Source organism: Lacrimispora sp. YZC11, from assembly GCF_057543815.1.
Map to the genome: position 1 here is coordinate 206,361 of NZ_BAAJYQ010000020.1, position 22,566 is coordinate 228,926.

28 protein-coding genes and 1 pseudogene are annotated in these 22,566 nt (G+C 43.3%); 21 read left to right on the forward strand and 8 right to left on the reverse strand.

The window, feature by feature from the left end:
• Nucleotides 1–307: 307 nt before the first annotated feature.
• Complete coding sequence (locus AC27IJ_RS22415) at nucleotides 308–1,453, forward strand: glycosyl hydrolase family 18 protein (protein ID WP_312440916.1); 1,146 nt, start codon at nucleotides 308–310, stop codon at nucleotides 1,451–1,453.
• 193 nt (nucleotides 1,454–1,646) lie between these two features.
• On the opposite strand, the gene AC27IJ_RS22420 is transcribed toward AC27IJ_RS22415, so the two are convergent.
• Entirely contained in the window at nucleotides 1,647–1,769 is a 123-nt protein-coding gene (locus tag AC27IJ_RS22420; RefSeq protein ID WP_487151290.1) for a tyrosine-type recombinase/integrase, read from the reverse strand.
• 117 nt (nucleotides 1,770–1,886) lie between these two features.
• Here AC27IJ_RS22420 and AC27IJ_RS22425 point away from each other — a divergent pair, with 117 nt between their 5' ends.
• Nucleotides 1,887–2,153, forward strand: coding sequence for a hypothetical protein (locus AC27IJ_RS22425; RefSeq protein WP_487150878.1), 267 nt, complete (start codon nucleotides 1,887–1,889; stop codon nucleotides 2,151–2,153).
• 114 nt (nucleotides 2,154–2,267) lie between these two features.
• On the opposite strand, the gene AC27IJ_RS22430 is transcribed toward AC27IJ_RS22425, so the two are convergent.
• Nucleotides 2,268–2,462, reverse strand: coding sequence for a glycine zipper domain-containing protein (locus AC27IJ_RS22430; protein WP_487150880.1), 195 nt, complete (start codon nucleotides 2,460–2,462; stop codon nucleotides 2,268–2,270).
• Between the two features lie 162 nt (nucleotides 2,463–2,624).
• A complete protein-coding gene (locus AC27IJ_RS22435; protein ID WP_312440919.1) occupies nucleotides 2,625–2,879 on the reverse strand; it encodes a hypothetical protein in 255 nt (84 codons plus the stop codon).
• A gap of 289 nt (nucleotides 2,880–3,168) precedes the next feature.
• On the opposite strand from AC27IJ_RS22435, the gene AC27IJ_RS22440 reads away from it, so the two are divergent.
• The 6 genes from AC27IJ_RS22440 (at nucleotide 3,169) to AC27IJ_RS22465 (ending at nucleotide 8,319) form a co-directional block, all read left to right on the forward strand.
• Complete coding sequence (locus tag AC27IJ_RS22440; protein WP_487150883.1) at nucleotides 3,169–4,149, forward strand: leucine-rich repeat protein; 981 nt, start codon at nucleotides 3,169–3,171, stop codon at nucleotides 4,147–4,149.
• Nucleotides 4,150–4,173: 24 nt separating this feature from the next.
• Nucleotides 4,174–5,493 carry a vWA domain-containing protein gene (locus tag AC27IJ_RS22445; RefSeq protein WP_312440921.1) on the forward strand — a complete coding sequence of 440 codons (1,320 nt, stop codon included), beginning with the start codon at nucleotides 4,174–4,176 and terminating at the stop codon, nucleotides 5,491–5,493.
• Between the two features lie 14 nt (nucleotides 5,494–5,507).
• Entirely contained in the window at nucleotides 5,508–7,022 is a 1,515-nt protein-coding gene (locus tag AC27IJ_RS22450) for an ATP-binding protein (RefSeq protein WP_313258205.1), read from the forward strand.
• Nucleotides 7,023–7,076: 54 nt separating this feature from the next.
• Nucleotides 7,077–7,295 carry a DUF378 domain-containing protein gene (locus tag AC27IJ_RS22455; protein ID WP_312440923.1) on the forward strand — a complete coding sequence of 73 codons (219 nt, stop codon included), beginning with the start codon at nucleotides 7,077–7,079 and terminating at the stop codon, nucleotides 7,293–7,295.
• Between the two features lie 479 nt (nucleotides 7,296–7,774).
• Nucleotides 7,775–8,155 carry a zinc ribbon domain-containing protein gene (locus tag AC27IJ_RS22460; RefSeq protein ID WP_312440924.1) on the forward strand — a complete coding sequence of 127 codons (381 nt, stop codon included), beginning with the start codon at nucleotides 7,775–7,777 and terminating at the stop codon, nucleotides 8,153–8,155.
• 59 nt (nucleotides 8,156–8,214) lie between these two features.
• Nucleotides 8,215–8,319 carry a 4Fe-4S binding protein gene (locus tag AC27IJ_RS22465; RefSeq protein ID WP_442913803.1) on the forward strand — a complete coding sequence of 35 codons (105 nt, stop codon included), beginning with the start codon at nucleotides 8,215–8,217 and terminating at the stop codon, nucleotides 8,317–8,319.
• Nucleotides 8,320–8,410: 91 nt separating this feature from the next.
• Here the strand turns inward: AC27IJ_RS22465 and AC27IJ_RS22470 are convergent, their stop codons facing one another.
• Nucleotides 8,411–8,980: a nitroreductase family protein gene (locus AC27IJ_RS22470; protein ID WP_312502409.1), complete on the reverse strand. Its 570-nt coding sequence runs from the start codon at nucleotides 8,978–8,980 to the stop codon at nucleotides 8,411–8,413.
• 108 nt (nucleotides 8,981–9,088) lie between these two features.
• Here AC27IJ_RS22470 and AC27IJ_RS22475 point away from each other — a divergent pair, with 108 nt between their 5' ends.
• From AC27IJ_RS22475 to AC27IJ_RS22525, 11 genes are all read left to right on the forward strand, one after another.
• Nucleotides 9,089–9,415 (forward strand): MmcQ/YjbR family DNA-binding protein, encoded by a 327-nt coding sequence (locus tag AC27IJ_RS22475; protein ID WP_312441412.1) that lies wholly within the window; start codon nucleotides 9,089–9,091, stop codon nucleotides 9,413–9,415.
• 343 nt (nucleotides 9,416–9,758) lie between these two features.
• Nucleotides 9,759–10,067, forward strand: a complete 309-nt coding sequence (locus AC27IJ_RS22480; RefSeq protein WP_312440926.1) for a hypothetical protein — start codon at nucleotides 9,759–9,761, stop codon at nucleotides 10,065–10,067.
• A 147-nt stretch (nucleotides 10,068–10,214) separates the two neighbouring features.
• Nucleotides 10,215–10,961, forward strand: a complete 747-nt coding sequence (locus AC27IJ_RS22485) for an MBL fold metallo-hydrolase (RefSeq protein WP_312440927.1) — start codon at nucleotides 10,215–10,217, stop codon at nucleotides 10,959–10,961.
• A 13-nt stretch (nucleotides 10,962–10,974) separates the two neighbouring features.
• Nucleotides 10,975–11,787, forward strand: coding sequence for a threonine/serine exporter family protein (locus AC27IJ_RS22490; protein ID WP_312440928.1), 813 nt, complete (start codon nucleotides 10,975–10,977; stop codon nucleotides 11,785–11,787).
• A complete protein-coding gene (locus AC27IJ_RS22495; RefSeq protein ID WP_312440929.1) occupies nucleotides 11,784–12,239 on the forward strand; it encodes a threonine/serine exporter family protein in 456 nt (151 codons plus the stop codon). The genes AC27IJ_RS22490 and AC27IJ_RS22495 overlap by 4 nt, the downstream gene beginning before the upstream one ends.
• Nucleotides 12,240–12,261: 22 nt before the next feature.
• The gene (locus tag AC27IJ_RS22500; RefSeq protein WP_487150888.1) at nucleotides 12,262–13,551 is read left to right on the forward strand and encodes a dihydroorotase; all 1,290 of its coding nucleotides are present in this window, start codon (nucleotides 12,262–12,264) and stop codon (nucleotides 13,549–13,551) included.
• A gap of 53 nt (nucleotides 13,552–13,604) precedes the next feature.
• Entirely contained in the window at nucleotides 13,605–15,218 is a 1,614-nt protein-coding gene (locus AC27IJ_RS22505; RefSeq protein ID WP_487150890.1) for a hypothetical protein, read from the forward strand.
• Between the two features lie 90 nt (nucleotides 15,219–15,308).
• The gene (locus tag AC27IJ_RS22510) at nucleotides 15,309–16,154 is read left to right on the forward strand and encodes an amino acid ABC transporter substrate-binding protein (RefSeq protein WP_312440933.1); all 846 of its coding nucleotides are present in this window, start codon (nucleotides 15,309–15,311) and stop codon (nucleotides 16,152–16,154) included.
• 68 nt (nucleotides 16,155–16,222) lie between these two features.
• Nucleotides 16,223–16,873, forward strand: coding sequence for an amino acid ABC transporter permease (locus AC27IJ_RS22515; protein WP_312440934.1), 651 nt, complete (start codon nucleotides 16,223–16,225; stop codon nucleotides 16,871–16,873).
• Between the two features lie 12 nt (nucleotides 16,874–16,885).
• The gene (locus AC27IJ_RS22520) at nucleotides 16,886–17,647 is read left to right on the forward strand and encodes an amino acid ABC transporter ATP-binding protein (protein ID WP_312440935.1); all 762 of its coding nucleotides are present in this window, start codon (nucleotides 16,886–16,888) and stop codon (nucleotides 17,645–17,647) included.
• Nucleotides 17,648–18,263: 616 nt separating this feature from the next.
• On the forward strand, nucleotides 18,264–18,614 hold the full coding sequence (locus tag AC27IJ_RS22525; RefSeq protein WP_312440936.1) for a DUF2200 domain-containing protein: 351 nt from the start codon (nucleotides 18,264–18,266) through the stop codon (nucleotides 18,612–18,614).
• A 113-nt stretch (nucleotides 18,615–18,727) separates the two neighbouring features.
• On the opposite strand, the gene AC27IJ_RS22530 is transcribed toward AC27IJ_RS22525, so the two are convergent.
• From AC27IJ_RS22530 to AC27IJ_RS22545, 4 genes and pseudogenes are all read right to left on the reverse strand, one after another.
• Nucleotides 18,728–19,318, reverse strand: coding sequence for a hypothetical protein (locus AC27IJ_RS22530; RefSeq protein WP_312440937.1), 591 nt, complete (start codon nucleotides 19,316–19,318; stop codon nucleotides 18,728–18,730).
• A gap of 390 nt (nucleotides 19,319–19,708) precedes the next feature.
• Nucleotides 19,709–19,879 (reverse strand): annotated as a pseudogene (locus AC27IJ_RS22535) (DUF4489 domain-containing protein); the annotation flags it as partial.
• Nucleotides 19,837–20,166, reverse strand: a complete 330-nt coding sequence (locus AC27IJ_RS22540) for a DUF4489 domain-containing protein (protein ID WP_442913802.1) — start codon at nucleotides 20,164–20,166, stop codon at nucleotides 19,837–19,839. The pseudogene AC27IJ_RS22535 and the gene AC27IJ_RS22540, both read right to left, overlap by 43 nt.
• Nucleotides 20,167–20,307: 141 nt before the next feature.
• The gene (locus AC27IJ_RS22545; RefSeq protein WP_312502405.1) at nucleotides 20,308–20,784 is read right to left on the reverse strand and encodes a hypothetical protein; all 477 of its coding nucleotides are present in this window, start codon (nucleotides 20,782–20,784) and stop codon (nucleotides 20,308–20,310) included.
• A 159-nt stretch (nucleotides 20,785–20,943) separates the two neighbouring features.
• On the opposite strand from AC27IJ_RS22545, the gene AC27IJ_RS22550 reads away from it, so the two are divergent.
• Nucleotides 20,944–21,159 carry a hypothetical protein gene (locus AC27IJ_RS22550; RefSeq protein ID WP_312502403.1) on the forward strand — a complete coding sequence of 72 codons (216 nt, stop codon included), beginning with the start codon at nucleotides 20,944–20,946 and terminating at the stop codon, nucleotides 21,157–21,159.
• A 1,123-nt stretch (nucleotides 21,160–22,282) separates the two neighbouring features.
• A complete protein-coding gene (locus AC27IJ_RS22555) occupies nucleotides 22,283–22,549 on the forward strand; it encodes a hypothetical protein (RefSeq protein WP_312440939.1) in 267 nt (88 codons plus the stop codon).
• Nucleotides 22,550–22,566: the final 17 nt, after the last annotated feature.

Consider the following 22,566-nt stretch of genomic DNA (forward strand, 5'->3'; position numbering starts at 1 on the left):
TCAACAAATTGCTGCGGGTATCCGAAATTTCGGGCCCGCCCATTCATAGAATTATATCATTTTCTGACTGCATTTTGACTGCAGGACACCCGGTTTTGACTGCATTTAGGTGGTTGTAGCAGGTAATATAAAAAGTCCCAAGAATCTCGATTTTAAGCGGAAAATCCCGGTTTTAAAGCATTTGCTCATTTCCTAATAAAAAAAGCACATTACATTTTTCTAAAGAAACCTGAAATGATGTCTGTTTCTGTCATGTTTCGGATTTTTTCATCATATGCTTTACCAATTCTGGTAAAAGGATGCTGCTATGAAAATATATGTGGTAAAGCGGGGAGACAGCGTGGACACCATTGCCGAATCCCAGGGCATTCCGGTACAAAGCCTCATATTTGATAACCAAATTGGTTATCCATACCGCCTGGCTGTAGGCCAGGCACTTTATATTCGGGATGAAAGCCCTTCGGAAGAAAGGATTCCTCTTTATGTGTTCGGTTATGCATATCCGATCATCAGTCCGGATAATCTGGAAAACACTCTTCCATTTCTGACCGATCTTTATGTTTTTTCTTATGGATTTACCATGGAGGGAGATCTGGTTCCGCCCATAAGTTCGGATGACTGGATGATTGAAAGAGCCTGGCAGCTTGGAGTGCGCCCGATTTTGACCCTTACTCCTCTTGGTCCTGACGGGCATTTTAACAACAATCTGGTCTCTACAGCTGTACATAATATGGAGGTGCAGCAGCGGCTGATCTGGAATCTGGGCCTAACGATGATAGAAAAGGGTTTTGGAGGCCTGGATTTTGATTTTGAATACATCATGGCGGCTGACCGCGAGGCCTATGCGGACCTTGTGAGGCGAACCACACTGATCATGAACCAGTTCGGCTATCAAGTCACGGTTGCTTTAGCCCCCAAGACATCGGCCACACAGGCAGGACTTTTGTATGAGGGGGTTGATTACGCGCTTTTGGGCGAAGCGGCTAACCGGGTTTTTCTGATGACTTATGAGTGGGGTTATACATTCGGTCCCCCAATGGCCGTTGCCCCCATCAACATGGTAAGAAGAGTGGTGGAATACGCAGTGACAGCGATCCCCACGGAGAAAATCAGCCTGGGAATCCCCAATTACGGATATGACTGGCCGCTGCCTTTTGAGAGAGGGGTGACAAGGGCAAGGACCATAAATAACCTAGAAGCGATTCAGATTGCCATTGATCATGGCGTGGAGATCCAGTTTGACGAGGTTGCCATGTCCCCGTATTTCCGCTATTGGCAGTATGGAATCCAGCATGAGGTTTGGTTTGAGGATGTAAGAAGCTATAAGGCCAAGTTTGACTTAATCAAGGAGTTCGACCTGACCGGGGCCGGGTATTGGCAGCTCATGCAGTTTTTCAGGGCAAACTGGCTGTTACTGGAGCAGATGTTTATTATTAAAAAGATTGGAGACTGATTTTACCTGTTTCCGGAAAAAAGTAAGCTGCACTTTTGCTAATGTCGATAATACCCATGAAACCCATTGTTTATACGTGTTTCATGGGTATTACTTTGCTTTCTGGCTGCATTTTGACTGCATCATTATAAGCTTCCAACTTATCAATTGTTATATCTGTATATCCGAAATGGGTGTAAGTATCTAATGCAGCTTAGATATCATCATGCCCTAAAAGGTATTGTGCTCGCTCAATATCTACTCCTGCCTTGTTTAGACCGCTGGCATAAGTGTGTCTGAACGTGTGCGCGGTAATATCATCAGGAAGAGTTATAATGAATTATTGTTCATTGAAAACTTAATGTTGATAGTTAGCAGTCTTGAGAGTAATATGGTATTAAAAGTAATATGGCATTAAAAGTAATATGGTATTAAAAGTGAAAGAAGGAATAAGATGATTACTATATTCAATCGTAAAGAGTTGATTAGTACTTACGACATGAAAAAGCAGGCAGATGTTCGTGATTTATTGAGCCAATTTAAAATTCCTTATTCTATCAATGTGATCAATAGAAAAAGTCCATCGCCATTTGATGCAGGTTCCAGAGCAAGAACAGGGACGTTTGGGGAAAATTTGAAGTTGGAATATCAATATATTATCTTTGTCAGAAAGGTGGATTATGAAAAGGCAGATGCCGTTGTAAGTGGAAAAATTAAATAATGAATTATGAAACTGCCAACAATCAATATTAAGATGGTAGTTTTTTACTGCCCTTTAAGCCTTTGGAAGAAAAGAAACAGTGAGATGAAACGCTTTAAGTGGGAAAATTTGAATTTATTTCTTTTTCAGTATCTTCTGATCACCCGCATAGCCAAACAACAAGCCCAATGATAGGCCAAGGGCAAGATTATCAAATAGTAATCCATATATCAAGCCTAAGCTCATACCAATAGCTAATCCAGAGTGGGATAATTTGTTTTTATATGAAAAGAGGAGTAATGGATTGAGAAAATCATCAAAAGACTGCAAAGTGCAGAAAGGCAGTGTTAATAGCAGGTGATAAGGAAGTCTGTTAAATATGTGCTAAAGAACTGCCCTCGGTATGGGCTAAAAGATGGTTATTGTATCTTGAGATTAGTAGATTCAAACTGATATTGAACGAAGATTGAGCTTCGGTCAAGGAATAAAAATTTATCTAAAAGTGTAACCTTTTTCACTCAAATTCCAACTGCGGACACCAAGGTCTGTGTTAAGTTCATACTTGTTGCGGCAATCGTTACAATAAATATTAACAACATGCTCTTCGAAACCAGGAATATTATCGTGTTCTTCTAAGATTTTGCCTTTTCCGCATGGGCACTCATATTCATAGAGTTCGGTAATGCCTGAGCCAGATCCGTAGCCTTCGTGTCCCTTAACTATCGAATTTGTTAATTTAGTTTTCATATGTTAGCCTCCATTATTACAAGTATGATAACAAAGTATTATAAAATGAAGGTAATAAAAGTATAAATTTTTTAAAAAGTAAATCTGAAATTTTTACGAGTTGACACCTGGTTTTGACTGTTTTTAAGCGGTAGTAGTTGATGAGGTTAAAAGTCTCATTAACCTTGATTTTAAGCGGTAAAGTACGGATTTATGGAGGTTTACAAAAGCTTGCAAACAAAATCCGTTGCATTTCTTTCATTCTTCTGTTATATTGATATGTTAAACGGTTAATGGAGAGGATTTCAGGATGTTTTTATATCAGATTACAGATAACCATGTACGGATTTTGGGGTGCCGGGGATATGACGGTTCCATACGGATTCCTGAGAAAATCGGGGATCTGCCGGTGACGGAGCTGGCTGCCTATGCATTCTCTGATGGCTGGGGGAAAAAAGAGATGCTTTCATTGGCAGGAAAAGAGATACTTCTGTGCGATGAAGAGGGCAGCCCAATTGAAATAGAAGAAAAGGATATTCCACCGGAGATAAGCTGTGAAGGGCTGAAAGATATATATTTGCCGGGTACGATTAAGAAGATAGGAAATTATGCATTCTATAACTGTTATGAGTTAAGAAAGGTGGAATGCTTCAGCTCCATCTCTGATGTGGGCTCAGGACTTTTTACTGGCTGCATGGGGATCCGGTTTTTGGATATTCATTTGATCGACGGAGAACGCTCCTGCATGAAGGAACTGCTGGCAGAATTGCGGCAGGAGCTTTATGTAAACTATTATAGCATTAAAGGAAATGCAAGACTGGTATTTCCAGAAATGTTTGAGGAGTCTGTGGAACATACGCCAGCCAGAATCATCCTCAGGGAAATGCATGGCTGCGGGCATATGTACCGTTACTGCTTTGACAAGACGGAGTTTCAGTTTCATAAATACGACGCGCTGTTTCCTCACATCCTGGTGCAGGAACCGGAGCGGGTGACCGCAGCCCTGGTTCTGGGGAGACTTTATACTCCTTTGGAACTGCTTGAAAAGGACAGGAAGGTATACGAGGCTTACTTAATGGAGCATTTTATGGGAGCGTCGAGACTGGCGATTGAGGAAAAGGACCCGGCCCTTTTTCTCTGGCTTGCCGTGCAGTACGGCCATAATCAGGAGGATTTTGACGGAATGGTGGATATGGCGGGAAGTGCAGACAAGCCCGAGCTTTTAAGTGTCCTTATGAATTTCCGCCGCCAGCGCTTTACTGCAGGGAAACGGAAATTCTCCCTGACATAATTAAAACAGAAAGAGGGTGGAAACATGATTGATCCGGTGAGGCAAAGGCAGCTTGATGAGCTGGCAGAGGTGGAGCTGGGCCATGAGATCCTTACCAATGCCCGCAACGAGCTTTATTTAAGCTTCCGGTATCTGGATGTGGCCTTAAGCAGCTTTGGGTATGAGGCTGACTGGACCGGACAGGGCGTTGGGACAGATGGGTTCGTGATCTATTATCAGCCGGAGCATTTGTTTTCCATATATAAGAGAAGCCGGGCCCTGGTGAACAGGGCCTATCTGCATATGCTTTTCCACTGCCTTTTCTGCCATTTGAATGGAAAAGGGGAACGGGAAAAGGAATACTGGGACCTGGCCTGTGATATCACCATTGAATCCATATTGGATGGATTTTATGTAAAACCCGTTTACCGGCATCAGACTCCTTACCGCAGGGAGGTATATGGCAGGCTGGCAGAAAAGAGAAAGGTATTTACGGCTGAAGGTATTTATAAAGAGCTTCAGGATATGAATCTGACCGCGGAGCAATATGGACGAATGGCGGCAGAATTTTATGTGGACAACCATGAACGCTGGGAAGATGAGGCTCCTCCGGGGTTTCAGATGGAGCGGCAGAATAAATGGCAGAACATCCGGGAAACGATGCAGACGGAAATGGAGTCCTTTGGAGAGAAGAATGAGGATTCGTCAAGAAACCTTCTGGAACAGGTGAGGATAGAAAACCGGGAAAAATATGATTACAAGCAGTTTTTAAGAAAGTTTACGGTGTTAAGGGAGGAGGCCGAGATCGACCCGGATTCCTTTGATCCCGTATTTTATACTTACGGCATGTCTCTTTATCGGAATATGCCCCTTATTGAACCCCTGGAAACAAAGGAAGTTTATAAAATTGAGGACTTCGTGATCGTGATCGATACATCCATGTCCGTATCCGGGGATCTGGTGCGGCATTTTCTTCAGGAAACCTATGGCGTCCTTGGGGAATCGGAAAGCTATTTTCGAAAGATCAATATCCATATCATCCAGTGTGACGAGGAAATCCGCTCTGATGTGACCATCACAAGCAGGGAAGAGATGGAAGATTATATGGAGCATTTCTCATTATCCGGATTTGGCGGAACGGATTTCCGGCCGGCTTTCGAATATGTGAACGGTCTTTTAAGCAAAGGGGCTTTTAGGAAGCTCCGGGGTCTTTTGTATTTTACAGACGGAAAAGGAATATATCCGGTGAAAATGCCGCCCTATGATACGGCCTTTGTCTTTATGAAGGACCAGTATGAGGACATTTCGGTACCGGGCTGGGCTATGAAGGTGATCCTGACTGAAGAGGATCTGGAAGTTACATGACAGGAGATTTTAACATGAATATTAAACGAGCGAAAGAAGAAATTAAGAATACCATAGAAGCCTATCTGCTAAAGGATGCATACGGCGCTTATGAGATACCCGCGGTCCAGCAAAGACCGGTGTTACTCATGGGACCTCCGGGCGTGGGAAAGACCCAGATCATGGGACAGGTAGCCAGAGAGTGCGGGATCGGACTGGTGGCTTATACCATCACCCACCATACCCGCCAGAGTGCAGTGGGACTTCCCTTTATAAACGAAAAGGTATATGGAGGAAATGCCTACCGTGTAACAGAATATACCATGAGCGAGATCGTGGCCTCCATTTACGATAAGATCGAGAGCACCGGCCTTAAGGAAGGGATCCTTTTTATTGATGAGATCAACTGCGTGTCCGAAACCCTTGCGCCGACCATGCTCCAGTTTCTCCAGTATAAAACCTTCGGAAACCACAGGATTCCCGAAGGCTGGGTCATCGTGACGGCTGGAAATCCACCGGAATATAACAAGTCGGTCCGGGATTTTGATGTGGTGACCTTAGACCGTATTAAGCTTATCTATGTGGAGCCTGATTTTGAGGTATGGAAGGCCTATGCTTATGAGCAGGCCCTGCATCTGGCGGTCATTTCCTATCTGAATACCAGAACCGAATACTTCTGCCGGATCGAAACGACTGTTGATGGAAAATTTTTCGCCACTCCCAGGGGGTGGGAAGACTTATCAAAATTTATTGAAATTTATGAGCGTTTGGGCAAAAAGGTAGACCGGGATGTGGTGGGTGAGTATATCCAGTTTCCTAAGATTGCCAAGGATTTCACCAACTACCTGGAGCTATACTATAAGTACAGGGATGACTACCAGATTGATGAGATCTTGTCCGGTATCATTAGGGAGAGTCTGTGCAACAGGTTGAAACGGGCGCCTTTTGATGAAAAGCTGAATGTTATTGGCCTTCTGTTGTCCAGATTGGGTCAGAGCTTCCGCTCTGTGTCCGATCAGGGAGACAGAACCGGCCTCTTAATGGAAGAATTGAAAAAAATAAGCCCGGAAGCAGGCGGCGATCCGGATACTTCCATGGCAGATCAACTTGCCGCTTTAAGGGACCAGTGGAATGGAGATTGGGACAGAAGTAGGAAGGCCGGACTTTTAAACAGAAGAGAAGATTATTTGCGTCGGGATGTGGAGGCCCTTCTTCTTAAGTATGAAGAAACCCTCCGAATGGAAGAGACTGGAGAGAATGAGGCAGCCTGGAGCCGGTTACGGGAGATGTTTGAGGAAGAAAACACCAGGTATGAGACGCTTTTGGCAGAGGGAGGAAAGGCCCTTGAGCATGTCTTTGATTTCATGGAAGCCGCTTTTGGAGACAGCCAGGAAATGGTGGTATTTATAACGGAATTAAATACCGGATATTACAGCATTAAATTTTTGAAAGAATACGATTGTGAACGGTATTATCAATATAATGAGCGGCTTTTATTCAAGGACCGGGAGAATGAAATAAAGGCCAGGATCGATAGTTTGGGAAATTAATGTATAAAAACCAGAAAGCTTCTCCATAATAAAGAAAGTAAAGGAGGTAGTACCATGGGAAATAAAGCATTAAGTTACACAGCTCTTACCATAGCCATTATCGGCGCGGTAAACTGGGGGCTGGTAGGTTTCTTTAACTTCAACCTGGTGTCGTTTATTTTCGGCAGCATGACATGGATTACAAGAATCGTGTATGCTCTGGTAGGAATTTGCGGGTTGTACCTGCTTACCTTTTTTGGCCGTTCAGAAGCAGGCGCAGAGGATAGCAGATGATTTAAACAAAGGCATTGCAGCATGAGTGAATCAATTCCGTGCTGCAATGCCTTCGCTCATTTTAGGGACCAGTATATGGGCTATATATGAGTTGTAAGCCATTTGGAATTGTGATACAATATTATCATGGAACATCATGTTGCGGGGTGCATTAGCCTCTATTCTTAAAGGATGAGGGTGATGCTAAAAAAGTTAAAATTATTGACCTTTGGTCTCCTTCTTTTGTTATTGCTTACATTCTTTTTTTGATTTAGTAAGCAGCTGTACATAGAAACCATCCTGATGCTATGCAGTTGATAGGGTGGTTTTTCTGCACATATAACAGTCAGCCGCCTTGCGGGCAGTTGTTCCTTTTCTAACTGTAATGTATCATGGCATACAGATAAAACCAATCATTGCGTTACGTGGCGGCGTTGCCACCCTGCTTTCAGATTATAGTGTGAACAGGTATAACCAATATTTAACTACAGGAGGATAATATGTTCTTTATATGCGGTATGAGCCAGGGGAAGAAAGTACTCGATTACACCAAGACATTGATCTGCGGTCTGTGCGGAGGCTACGGCAGATACCAGGTATTTATGACTTACAGCTATTTCAGTATATTTTTCATTCCCATCATAAAATGGGACAGACGTTATTACGTCCAAATGTCCTGTTGCAATACCATTTACGAACTGGACCCGGAAAAGGGGAAACAACTTAAACATGGGGAAACCGTGGACATTAATGAGCAGGATCTAACCCTGGTACAGTCCGGGCACAGGACCTCAGACTGGAACCGGAAGCAATGTTCCCACTGCGGCTATGAAACCACAGAGGATTTTGAGTACTGCCCTAAATGCGGACAGAGGTTTTAAAAAGGAGGAAAGGGAGGTGGAACCAAAAAGATTTCTGAACTGCTGGCTGAAGCACTAGGATCCAAGGCAGAAGAGGTGGATGTGACGAGGCTCCGTCCCAAACCGACGAAGATACATGCATTTCCTGCATGCGCTGCATCACCGTCTGTCCGGTAGGAGCCTGAAGTTCAGATCAGTTAAAAGTTTCCATGCTCTCTGAAGCTCTAGCTAAAGAGTTTAAAGAGAGGAAAGAGAGTGGGCTGTTCCTGTTTCAGCTTAAATGATGATATCATCAAGGGCTCTTTTTGGAACATAATGTACCTGATTTTCATCCCGGTAATAACGGATATCTCCGTCTTCTTTCACCGGGACAATGACAGCCTTTTCTTTGGGTTTCCCAAGGGCAAGGACTAAGTCTATGGAGTACCGGGAAGAATCAATGGAAAGAGCTTCTGCCAGATCGCTTCTTTGCACACTCCCCAATATACATCCGCCATACCCCTTTTCAACTGCTCCCAGCATGATGGTCTGAGCTGTAATCCCATCATCATACAGCTTATTTTTCCCAAGGGATAAGTCGCACAGAATGATGATGTAGGCAGATGGGCGTTCCCCCTTTTCAGGGCCGTCCCAGTCCGGCAGAGCTCCGGCCCAGCTCAGGGTATGGAACACCTTGGTATTTTCTTCCGGAGTGTTGCACAGCCGGAACTTAAGCGCCTGGGAATTGGCTGTTGAGGCGGTGAGCCTTGCTAAATCCACCAGCTCCCTTAAGTCATTCGTGGAAACCGCTTCATCCTCATAAAACCGGCGGCAGGTACGGCATTTTGAAACCAGTTCTTTTAACATATTAATTCCTCCTGTTTTGTCTGTATTTTATCCGTTTTCTTATTATAAAAGTATAGCAGGTATTAGTCCTGCCTGCAATGGACAAGGGGAAGGAAGGGGGAGATTATGATGAAAACCAAAGTGGAACTGATTACTTACTGCTTAAGCTATCCTGATGTTTACGAAGATTATCCCTTTCGTGACCACCAGTGGGCAGTTATCCGGCACAGCAAAAACAAAAAGGTGTTTGCCTGGATCTATGAACGGGATGGGCTTGCCTGTATTAATTTAAAATGTGATCCGGAGTGGGTGGAATTTTGGAGAAATGCATTTTCCGGCGTGCTTCCAGGATACCATTTAAATAAAAAATATTGGAACACAGTCCTTCTTGACGGATCCGTACCGGAGGAAGACATCAGGCGGATGATAGGAGAAAGCTTTGATCTGACCACCTGAGTTTCCAATTTTGCCGGGAAACGGTTAGTAAAATTAAACAAAGTATTTATTGATTTAAGGATAATTATTGTGATTTTTTCAGAGTGGACAAAATTGAAACCAGTGAAATAATAAAAATACAAGAGTACAATTTCATAATTTATCATGAGACCATCCGGCGGCAGTTGTGATTAATTTTTAGATTTTGCCTGTTTTTGCCTGGGGGAAAAAGCGTTTTGGAATCATTGACTTTATTTTCCTAAGGTGTTAAACTTGGACTCAGTTTCAGGGTCATATGACAACATGAAACCGCGACAGAACATGAAACAATAATACCTATGTAGTCGCAAGGAGGAGAATAATTATGAAATTAACAGCAAAAAAACTGGTACTTACAGGCGTAGCCGTATTAACAATGGCATCTATCTCTGCATGTGGAAGCACTAAGTCTGCTGAGACAACAGCAGCAACAGAGGCTACTGTTACAACAGAGGCTACAACAGAAGAAGTTACAACAGATAACGAGTCTAAAGAAGTTGTAGAAGAGTCCGATACAGAAGAAGTTACTTTAGAAGAGTCTTCTGAAGAAGAGAGCAACGAAGATGCAGCAGCAGATGAAGTAGAAACAGAATCTGCAAAGGCAGAAGTAGAATCTACAAAAGCTGCAAACTAATAGGCAGGATTACCGGTTAGGTCAGAAATGCCAAATTTACGGAGCGGGGACAATTGTCCCCGCTTTTTTTGCGTTCACCTGCTATGCAGAGTGATAGCTGTTGTGATATAATTTTCCCAATAGCCATAAAAAAGGAGGCCTTTTCCAATGAAAATCACCTATATCCATCATAGCGCATTTCTGGCGGAGCTTGAGACAGTAACCCTGCTGTTTGATTACACAGAGGGTACTCTGCCAAAGATTAATGATAAGAAACCTCTGCTGGTATTTGTAAGCCACCGTCACGGGGATCATTATTCTGAAAAAATCCTGGAGCTTATAAAGGAGCATGAGAAAACCAGGTATATCCTATCGGATGATATCCCAAAAGGACGGCTGCCCAAAGAGCTTCTCGATGAGGTGGTCTTTATGAAGCCAGGGGAAAGGAACGGTTTTTCCATTTCAGAAGGGAATCTCACAGGCCCCGTCCCGGAGGAACAAAAGGCGGATGCAGAGGTTCTCACTCTCCGCTCCACCGATGAAGGTGTTGCATTCCTTGTAAAAGCGGAAGGAAAGGTCATTTACCATGCCGGAGATTTAAACAACTGGAGATGGGAAGGGGAACCGGAAAGCTGGAATGACCAAATGGCAAAGCAGTATTCCGAAGAAGTGGACAAGCTGTCAGGCATGCACATAGATGCTGCTTTTCTTCCGCTGGATCCCAGGCAGGAGAAGGCCTTTTCTCTGGGCTTTGACGAATTTATGGGAAAAACCCGGGTAAGCCATGCATTTCCCATGCACTTCTGGGGGGATTTTTCTGTGATCGGCAGGTTAAAGGACATGGATATTTCAACCCCTTACCGGGACCGGATTATGGTGATCCGCGAAGACGGGGAATGCTTTGAAATAGGGTAGGAGACAGGCTTTTATGGAAAACGAAAAGGAACAGCCAGGAGAGCTGGCCCCTGAGGAGCAGAGAGAGGTATTAGAGGCCGCCATGCAGGCAGGCCATATTCTATTGGAAAATGGGGCGGAGATCTTCCGGGTGGAGGAGACCATGGAACGCATCTGCTGCCACTATGGAATCCGGTCCGGGAATTTCTTTGTTCTCAGCAATGGGATTTTTATGACCTCAGGAAGTGAGATAGAAGAAATATTTGCAAAGGTCCAGCATATTCCTGTGAGCGGGACCCATTTGGACCGGGTAGCGGCAGTAAACCAGCTTTCCAGGGAAATTGAGATAGGTATCTTAAGCCCTGGTGATGTGAAACACCGGCTGGATCAGATCCGTGCTATGCAGGGAAAACCAAAAACCATGCAGATCCTCGCTTCCGGCCTTGGAAGCGCCTGTTTTTGCTTTCTGTTTGGAGGAACCTTAAGAGACAGCATATCGGCCTTTGGCGCCGGGATTCTCCTATATGTATATGTGATCTTTCTAAGCGCTCCCCATCTCTCCAGGATCGTAGGAAACATCGGAGGAGGAGCCCTGGTCACTTTTTTGTGTACGGTTCTTTATTTGCTTCATTTTGGGGAGAATTTGAATTTCATGATCATCGGTTCTATCATGCCTTTGATTCCGGGGGTTGCCTTTACCAATGCCATCCGGGATATTGCTGACGGGGATTATATCTCCGGCTCTGTCCGGATGCTTGATGCACTGCTGGTATTTTTCAGTATCGCCATGGGTGTTGGACTGGTCTTCAGCCTGTTCCACCGGCTGACGGGAGGTGTGCTTCTATGAGCGTGGTTATGCAAGCAGCCGCGGCGGTAGTGGGAACGGTTGCCTTTTCACTTTTGTTTGGGGTTCCCGCCAGGTTTTATCCTTATTGCGGGTTGATTGGCGGAGCTGGCTGGCTGGTCTATGGGGGACTTATGAATGGCCTGACGGCTCCAACCGCCGCTTTGGCGGCCACCATTGTGGTGATTTTTCTTTCCAGGACTTTTGCCGTAAGGTTACGTTGCCCTGTCACTATATTTTTAATATCCGGTATATTTCCCCTGGTACCTGGGGCGGGAATATACTGGACGGCTTATTATATTGTGACCGATGAACTTGCACTGGCGGTCCGGACCGGTTTTCTTGCGTGTAAGGTAGCGGTTGCCATTGTACTTGGAATTGTATTTGTTTTTGAGCTGCCCCAGAAATTTTTTAAATTTGCTGCAAAGAAACAGGAGGAAGCGGACGATAGATAAGAGAGAAAGGTAGGAATAGAAGATGATATGGATTAAAAATGCTCATGTAGTGGACCCTGGGAACCAGGTAGAAGGAAATATGGATATCTGCATTGCAGATGGGAAGATTGCCGGTATGGGAGAACGGCTTAAGCTGGATGCCCTTCCCGTTTCAAAGGAGGATGTAGTAATCGACGCTTCCGGTTTTATCGTTGCCCCGGGGTTTGTTGATGTCCATGTCCATTTCAGGGATCCTGGTCTTACTTATAAGGAGGATATCCAGACCGGAGCCAGAGCGGCGGCAAAAGGTGGATTTACCGCAGTAGTCTGTATGGCAAATACGAAGCCTCCCGTGGACAACGTGGAAACCCTTCAATATGTGATGCGGGAAGGGAAAAAGACAGGCATTCATGTGCTGCAGGCAGCAGCCGTATCCAGGGGTCTTCGTGGAAGAGAACTGACGGATATGGAGGAATTAAAGGCCAATGGAGCGGTGGGATTTACCGATGACGGGATTCCTCTCCTTGACGAGAAGCTGGTAAAGGAGGCCATGGAGCGGGCGGCAAAGCTGAATGTTCCATTGAGCTTTCATGAGGAGGACCCTGCTTTTATCATAAACAATGGGATCAACCATGGGAAAGTATCCGATCAGCTTGGAATCTTTGGTTCCCCGGCATTGGCGGAGGACTGCCTTGTTGCCAGGGACTGCATGATTGCCCTCCATACCGGTGCGGCGGTGGATATCCAGCATATCAGCTCCGCCGCCTCAGTTAAGATGGTGAAGCTTGCAAAGGAGCTGGGTGCCCATGTGCATGCGGAGGTAACCCCCCATCATTTCACCCTGACAGAGGAAGCGGTATTAAAGCATGGAACCATGGCGAAAATGAATCCACCCCTTCGTACGGAAGAGGACCGCAAGGCCATTATCCAGGGATTAAAGGACGGAAGCATTGATATCATTGCAACGGACCACGCTCCTCACAGTACCGAGGAAAAGTCAAAGCAGCTGACCGAGGCTCCAAGCGGGATCATCGGACTTGAAACCGCACTGGGACTGGGAGTGACAAATTTAGTCCGGCCCGGACATTTAACTATGATGAAGCTGATGGAAAAGATGAGCTTAAATCCTTCGAAGCTGTACCGGCTGGATTTTGGATGCATAAAGGATGGAAGCGATGCGGATCTGGTGATTTTTGACCCCAATGAGGAATGGACAGTAGGAGAATATGCTTCTAAGTCTTCCAATTCTCCATTTACAGGAGAAAAATTATTCGGAAAGGTGAAATATACCATCTGCGGAGGCAGGATCGTTTTCCAGGATGAAAAAGACTGATTTTTACCTATCAATAAGACCTTTTGTGAAAGGAGCTAAGAGGGGGCGAAAACATGGAGATAAAGGTACAGGATCCGTCGTCTGCCGCAGCTCCCAAAAGCGAGCCTGCGGCCGCGGACATTCAGCGTGCTGTGGTGGAAGCGGACATAAAGGGAAGGATCGAGGCCGGCGAACGGTTCATGGAAGAGCTGAGCCGAAGCGTCGAGGAGAACCGTGAGAAAAGGAGCGAGGAAGGCGGTGAGGACAGGAGGGAAACCAGACCGGCCCGGGATACTGCCGCCCTGTCAGATGAAAGCGCCTATTATAAGCTAAGCCCTGACGAGCTTTCTGATCTTGATAAAATGTGGGGAAAAGAAGAAGCCGAACTGGCATGGGAGGACATCCTGGCGTGGGGTCCGTCTGTCATAAAGCCTTTCCCTGAGGAACTGGAAGGACTTGCAGCGATTTATAAGGAGCTGCTGCAGGCAATCCTTGAGAATACCACAGCAAGAGTGCAGGAGGATCAGCTTGCCTTGCTGGAAGCCGCTTTATCGGATATTCTAATAAAAGTGCTGGTGGGGCGCATGGGGGAACTGGAATCCCTCTTTGGAAGTTTTGGATCCAAAAGCTCCATGGCTGCCTTAAAGGCTGCCCTTTACCGCAGCATTACAGGATATACTTTAAGCAGTGCGGAGCTGGAAAGGGTTTTTAAGGATCAGACGGAAAATGCCAGAGATACGGTTAAATTAAACCAGGGCAGCATTAGAACTCTTGTAAATGAATCTGGAAATGAAGCAGAACAGGGAATGATCTATCAGCCAGCCGGAGAGGGACGGATAAAGAATGATCCCCGGTTTACCTGGCGGATGCGAAGAGAGATCCCCCTGTCTGTTCTGGAAGGAAACGGATACCCAGGGAGTAAGACGGCCCATGGCGTCCAGGCCTCCATTTCCTCCATGGGAAAGAATACGGTTTATTCTCCTGCTGATCTTGAATCGGCCGAGGATTTTGCCGGGTATATGAACCACAGGGGCAATTTATTAAGGGCCTCCGGGCTCTCCGGAGGAAGTGAGGAGCTTTACGGGTTTCTGGCCGCATTAATGGCAATTAAATCCCAAACCTTTGGAGCTTATTCCGGGATCAATAAAGGACTGACTTCTGACCTTAGGGAGGCGGTTGACCGGATGATCGATTTCTACATACAGGAGGCCTTTAAGCAGTCTGAGGGCGCCATGAAAAGGTATGGGGGCAGAAATACCCCCTTCCAGCCCAGGGCTGCTTACAAGATTTATTATTATATGATGAACCTCTATCAGACCACCAGGGATCTGCGGGAGACTGTAAACAAGGGGATAAGACATGCCTATCAGCAGTTCTTAAAGAAAAAAGAATACCTGGAAGACAGGGAAGATTCCGGATCTTTTTTTACAAAGGAGAAAAAGGATTCAAGGGAGGACTGGAAAGAGGGAAAACGGATTGTAGAACGGGATTGGAAAGAATTTTTGTCTTTTATGGGAAGAGAGGATTTAGGCGGGATTCCCTTAGGAATCATGGAGCTTAGCCCTTGGGGAATGCTTGCGGAACCGGAGCAGTCTCCCAGAGGAAGGGAAAGTACGGCAAGCCCTGTTTTCCTGGCGGGAGCTGTTGCCGCAATTATCCTCCTGGTTTTATTTTTGTTCTTTCTTTAATTTTGATTTTTTTAACTGCAAATTTCTTCTTTACAGAAATACTTTAGTATGCTACCATGGTAACACATGAAATAAGAGGAGGATGCAATTATGAAAAAAGAAATTATAATAGCAGCAGTGTTAGGAGCAGCAGTCCTGCTTGGCGGCTGTTCCGGGCAAAAGAGCGGAGTTACGGCTTCTGCGGCTTCCGATACCGCTGCATCAACAGCAAAAGAGACCGGAAAGGAAACAGAATCGGCTGCCAATGCATTAATCGTAGGATTTGACCAGGATTTTCCGCCCATGGGCTTTGTTGGAGATAACGGAGAATATACCGGCTTTGATTTAGAGCTGGCGCAGGAGGTGGCAAACCGCCTTGGCAGGAAATTTGTTCCCCAGCCCATTGCATGGGATGCCAAGGACATGGAGCTGGAATCCGGAAATATTGACTGCATCTGGAATGGCTTTACCATTACAGGTCGTGAGGAAGGCTATACCTGGACAAAACCCTATATGGAAAACAGCCAGGTGTTTGTGGTAGGAAAGGATTCCGGCATCAAGACGTTGGCAGATCTATCAGGAAAGATCGTTGAGGTTCAGGCGGATTCCTCCGCAGAAAAGGCGCTGCAGGCGGATGAGAAGCTCTCCGGGACCTTTGGAACCCTTCAGACAACGCCGGATTACAACACCGCGTTTATGGACCTGGAGATGGGAGCGGTGGATGCCATTGCAATGGATGTGATAGTGGCTGGGTATCAGATCGAGCAGAGGAAAGCGGATTTTATTATATTGGATGAAGCCCTTGCTGCTGAAGAATATGGTGTAGGCTTTAAGAAAGGCAATGACACTTTAAGGGATCAGGTTCAGGAACAGTTAGACGCTATGGCGGCTGACGGGACCCTTAAAAAGATCTCGGAGAAATGGTTCGGTAAGGATGTAACCACGGTTAATAAATAAAGGTAAAATGGGTTCCGGTCCCGCATTCATGGGCCGGACCTCATTTTTGAAAACATGGAGGAGAAATCATGGCTTTAACGAAGATATTTTCACAATTGGCAGGGGGAATGTGGGTCAGCATCCAGATATTTGTGGTGACGCTGGTCTTTTCTCTGCCCCTGGGACTGTTGGTATCCTTTGGAAGGATGTCGAAAAACACTGTCATACAGGCCATTGTTAAATTCTATATTTCAGTCATGAGGGGAACTCCATTGATGCTGCAGCTTATGGTGGTGTATTTCGGCCCCTACTATTTATTTGGCATGAAGGTGGGGAATGGGTACCGCCTCTGGGCCGCATTCATCGGCTTTGTCATCAACTATGCAGCGTATTTTGCGGAAATATACCGGAGCGGGATCCAGTCCATGCCGGTGGGACAGTATGAGGCTGCAAAGCTTCTAGGCTATACGAAAACCCAGACCTTTTTCCGCATCATATTTCCCCAGGTGGTGAAGCGGATTCTACCATCTGTGACCAATGAGGTCATTACCCTGGTTAAAGACACCTCCCTGGCTTTTACCATCAGCGTTTTAGAGATGTTCGCAGTTGCCAAGGCCCTGGCCTCTTCCCAGACCAGCCTTATTCCCTTTGTAGCGGCAGGCTTGTTCTATTATATTTTTAACCTTATTGTTGCAGTAGGGATGGAATACATAGAAAAGCGGATGAACTATTATCAATAGGAGGAAGAAAAGATGTATTTACTGGAAATGAACCATGTGAAAAAAGCGTTTGATGGCCAGGGCGTACTTCGGGATATTTCCCTGTCGGTAGAGGAAGGCGAGATCGTATCCATCATCGGTCCATCCGGTTCGGGAAAATCCACCCTGCTCCGGTGCGCTACTATGCTGGAACAGATGGATGGGGGAGAACTTAACTATCTGGGAGAAAAGGCCGCATGGAATGGGCCCGATGGAATGGCTGTTTATGCCAAAGGGGAAAAACGAAAGGAAATACAGAAGAATTACGGCCTGGTGTTCCAGAACTTTCATTTATTTCCCCATATGACGGTTATAAAAAATATTACCGATGCACCGATCCACGTGCAGAAACGGGATAAGGAAGAGGTTTTTTCCGAGGCAAAGGAGCTTCTTAAGAAGATGGGGCTGGAGGATAAGGCAGAAGCATATCCCTGCCAGCTTTCCGGAGGACAGTGCCAGCGGGTGGCCATAGCAAGGGCTCTTGCCTTAAATCCCAGAATCCTGTTTTTTGATGAACCGACTTCTGCCCTGGATCCGGAGCTTACGGGAGAGGTACTAAAGGTCATTAAATCCCTTGCCGACATGCACATTACCATGGTCATTGTGACCCATGAAATGGCTTTTGCCAGGGATATTTCTGACAGGATCATCTTTATGGCTGACGGAGTGATCGTAGAGGAGGGAACGCCGGAAGAAGTATTTTCCTCCAGCAATGTGCGGACCCAGAGCTTTCTTGGTAGGTATGGGGAAGGTTGATCGAAAAGATACTCTCTACAAATTCTATAGAAATTTGATATATAAAAATATAAAGATTTTTACCAAACCCTTGGAAAACTTTGCTTATGCATGTTTCAAGGGTCTGTTTTTTGCTGTTTGTTAATAACCTACAGCAGAAGCGCCATTTATTACTGTGTTTTATTGCGGCTTGTACGTCTTCGCATCTTACGGCATCTTTCGGCTCCACAATTATCCGCTGCATATGTTGATCTTCTGTTGAAAATAGTTCGTATTCTAATTGCGTAATTAAACCGCTTAAAGAGAATGCATGCAACACAAATCGGTCCGCCTTGGTAGAATATTTGAAAGAGTTACAGAAAGAGTCCCCATAAAAGGGAGGAGCCGGCAAGATCGGGGAATCCTGCCGGCTGTATGAAAAAAAGTTTTATTTAAAAGGGTTATTGGCCTCTTTACATTTATTAATATACCTGGGAATTGTGACGGGAATATGATAGATCTGTGAAGAGTTTGTGAAAGAAAGTGGTAAATTGAAAACTTAATATTGAATAGTTGGTAAGCTTGATGGTACTCTAATAGTGAAGATTATTTATATAATATGCAATTGTTTTTATGAAAAGCAAAGGAGAACTTCAAAATGGAGAAACCGCGAGTTTTTACAATGCCTTTTTCAAGTATTTATCCGCTCTATATACAAAAAGCAGAGAAAAAAGGAAGAACAAAGGAAGAAGTAAATGAAATCATTTTTTGGCTTACCGGTTATGATGAACATTCATTACAACAACAAATAACGAATGAAGTGAATCTGGAGACGTTCTTTAAACAAGCACCTCATATTAATCCGAATTCTTCACTCATCAAAGGAGTAATATGTGGATATCGGGTAGAAGAAATAGAAGATGAATTAATGCAACAAATCCGCTATTTAGATAAACTAATTGATGAGTTAGCTAAAGGTAAAACAATGCAGAAAATACTAAGAGAATAAATGCTGCTTGATCTTTTACCTAAATACTGGACTTCTTATGAAAATGCCGGGAAGAGATGGATAAAACAGAAAACCAGCAGGCTGATTGAGACCTGCTGGACATTAAGTAATATTTATAATATTTGGACATGGAGAGCCTCAGCTTCACGCGGGATCTCAGTTTGAAAATTGGCATAAGCTACGATTACGTCTACTAATAAACCAGGGTGAAGTGAATGAAGAGGAACCGGGTTGCTATCTTTATCGCGAATAGTAGTTAAATTGCTGATATTAAATTTTATTTGATTATCTGTATTATTAGGGTCGCCAATATAGAGAAGAGAGTTATCGATATCTACCCTTGCAATTCGATCTATAATAAAGTTCAGTGGCGGTTGGTTGTATTTTCTTGCAACGATTAAATATGCTTCAGACTGCGGCGGAATGAGCGTTTCATCAATTTGTGAAAATAAGGAATCTACCACCATGCCTTTTTCGATGTCGGATAAGAACATGTGATTGCCGAATGAATTTAGAATGACTGTGTTAATGTCTACATTAAGTCTTAAGGATTCGGATATGGTTTCATTTGGATCAGGATTGGCGTAGATAATGTACAGATATCCGGTAGTACTATTACTGAGAAAAACTTCATCAACCACTGCATTGTGAACCTGCAATATTCGTCCAATTTGCATGATTGTACCTAAATTACTTATGGGCATTTGTGGCCTCTAAAGGATTTTGTTTATTTTTTATAATATATGTACAAATTTAAGATACATGTCATTTTTGACAGACAGATGTATAAATTGCGCTTATGTATAAGGAACACCGTTTATTGAAAGGGTCTGTTGCTGGGTATAACAGCTAGAAAGCCGATTTTTTATAAAAATATTTATCGAAATTTGTTGGTCGATATATGCTAAGCGCCTGTCGAAATTTGGTCGATGGGTGTTTTCTTTTACTTTATGACTTTTCACATGGTATAAAAGCAAAACAGCTTCATTCCTCGCTCAGGGAACCCGGGGCTTTTATGAGGATAATATAGGTGGGTCTCTGGTGTGTTATGAGCCCGCCATAATTATTATTGTATGGGAACATTATTAAATTCTTCAGCGGCAAGTTGAGCAGCTGCAACTATTGTCAGTAATAATAGCGCTGAGCGTGGCATTACTGATATATGATACTAGAGCAGTAGTTACTATAACAGTAACTATGACAAGATAAGTGCAGCATTCATTCATACAGAAATCGTGATCGCATACAGTAAAATAAATGGTATCAGTTTCCGTTGTAGCAACAGCTCTGTATAATCATATATTCCACTGACTGGAGTAGGTGCGGCCTGATCTGGACACTGTTTAAAGATTTGAAAGCGAAAGCCATCTATTACGGCTGTGCCTATATTGGCAGTAAATGAAAGCTGGACGCAGGGATGTTCGAATTCAGATGTGTCAATACTTAATGTGGTAATTGTTTCGGTTGTGCCCACTGCGGATAAATTGGGAAATGCAACAAATCCGGGGCATCCGCATCTTAGTACGGTTCTGGTTGGCTTTTCATGTGTTATCTCGCAAGAACATTCATCAAAGCAGTATTCACAATCACAATCACATTAAACGAAGATTTTACATGATTGAAAATTAGCAATTATCTATACCTCTTTACAAAAAAGAATGCCAAGTAAATTTACTTGGCATAAGATTAAGAATTAATTTAAATTACTGATAAACCAATAATTTGAAACATATAAATCGTCTCTTGCAACTAATGTAATTGTAACATAGCTGTCATCATAAAAGTTTGGAAGAGTATTAATAGCGGCTGAGTCAACGGGAGTGTCAAATTTAATAGTTCTGGAAAACGTTTCATTTTTTTTAGATTTAGCAAATACTTCAAGATTGAAACGAGCAGAAGGTATTTTATCAGTATCTAGGCCAACAGTAAAGCCACTAAGTTTTAGACCTTTTTGATAAAAACTACCGTTGGTGGTTAGTGTACTTTTTAATACTACTTTACTTCCAGCTTTTACATAAAGAGAATCAGGAAAATACATATAGCTTTCGTTGCCATACTTATTATTATATCCTGGCATCAGATCTGATTGTGCAAATGCTACAGTAGTACACGAAAGCATCATAATAGTGGCCAGAGACAGTAAGAAGAAACTTTTGATTTTTTTAAACATAATATATCCTCCGTTTTTTATTTATGATAACATATACAATTTGCGAGAAATGTCGAAAAGAATGTGTTTCTTAAAAAGAACAAAAATGCTAATTAAAAGCGAACAATATTAGAAGTTTCCCGTAGTACCTGGAGAAAGGGTAAATATGAAAAAATTAAGATGCAGACCAAGATTATTCAGAGCGGGCACGTTATTGAAGAAACATATGAAATCGACAACTCAGTATCGGAAAAGGTATATGCTGAAAATCTAATAAACAACTTCAATTCAACATTGTGGCCTAATGAAAGCCCAAGAGAATTACTCAGCGTTATTGTTATTGAGGAAAACGAAGAGAGCAGAAAGGAACGCTCATGGGATTTTTTTATGCAGTAATTTACCCAAGTAAACTGAGATTTTCCAGAATACAAGCAAAAATAGAGAGTGGCCGACAAAACCTGGGTAAGATTTTATCGGCCGAAGTATGAACATATGATGCCAGTTCTTAAATAGAATATCATACTTTACAGAAATAAATCTGAAAAATCATATATAGTTCAGCAAGGAAACGAATATTTAACGTATTATGGAACAATGAAAACTTAATATTGATAGTTAGTAATTTGGATGGTATTATCTTAAATTTAGTATGCTTTTTATCAGTCTTGACAAAAAGTGCAAGCTATATCTAAATAGCATGTCTGGAATTTCAAAAGATATAACAGTTAGAATAAGAAACAGCCAAATTAAGTAACTCCTCAGGAATCAATCAGAGAAGGACTTTGAGCAAAGTGTAGATAATAAGCATAATGCGAAGCCAACAGAATTGAATACGCAAAGAAAATTATTAACTATCAGTATTAGGTTGGTAGTTTTTTAATACTCAAAATGGAATAAACTAATACATAAAACGATATTTGATGGAGAATAAAAACATGGAAAGAATTTGCGTGAGATGTGGCGTTCATGTCGTGATACCAAAGAACGAAATTGAAAGGAAATGTCCAAAATGTAAAGGGTTGGTGATTGATGGCATTATGAAAGTAAAAAAAATGAATTGATATTTACACATTCGCCCAGGCTGATATGGAGAGGGGCCTGGGCGTATATAAAGGGAAGGTACCTTTTCAATATAGGCTAAAATTGAAAAAATTATTACTTTTTTTGAGAAAGAAGGTTGGTCATGAAACCGGAAGATAAAAAGGAGGTCGATGTTCAGAATATAAATTAACATAAAGAAAGTCCAAGCAGGGGAATTTAAATACTTGGACTTTTGAAACGAGGTAATTTAATTATACAGCATTGGGCGTAAGAAATAAAGTACTTTGAAGATCAAAATAAAAAAAGAGCACCGCGGATTTTGGGGAAAGCAGCGCCCTAAGAAGAGTTGATTAAATTATAATACTTTAAAACTTTAAAGTAAAGCATTATTGATCAGAGGTGATAAATTGAGCAGTAAAGATGAACATGCAGCCATACTTTCAACGGAAACTCCCTCTCTCTTTATCAAATCACTTCAATGTGCAAAAGAAAACACCCATCAGCGAATCTGACAGATGTCTTCAAAAAGGGAGAGGTTATAAGGATAATAAAAAAGACTACGTACTATAAATCCTGCTGGCAGATCATAAACGGCCATTATTTCAACCCGGACGGATACGAAGTCACTGATTGGCAGATGATTGATGGACAGGATTATTACTTTGAACCAAGAGCTGGGCATGAACTGGAATGTGCTTTGTATGTATCTGATCGACAGGGTGCCCAGGGACTGAGAGAGTTTTAGACAAGAAAAGGGCTGTA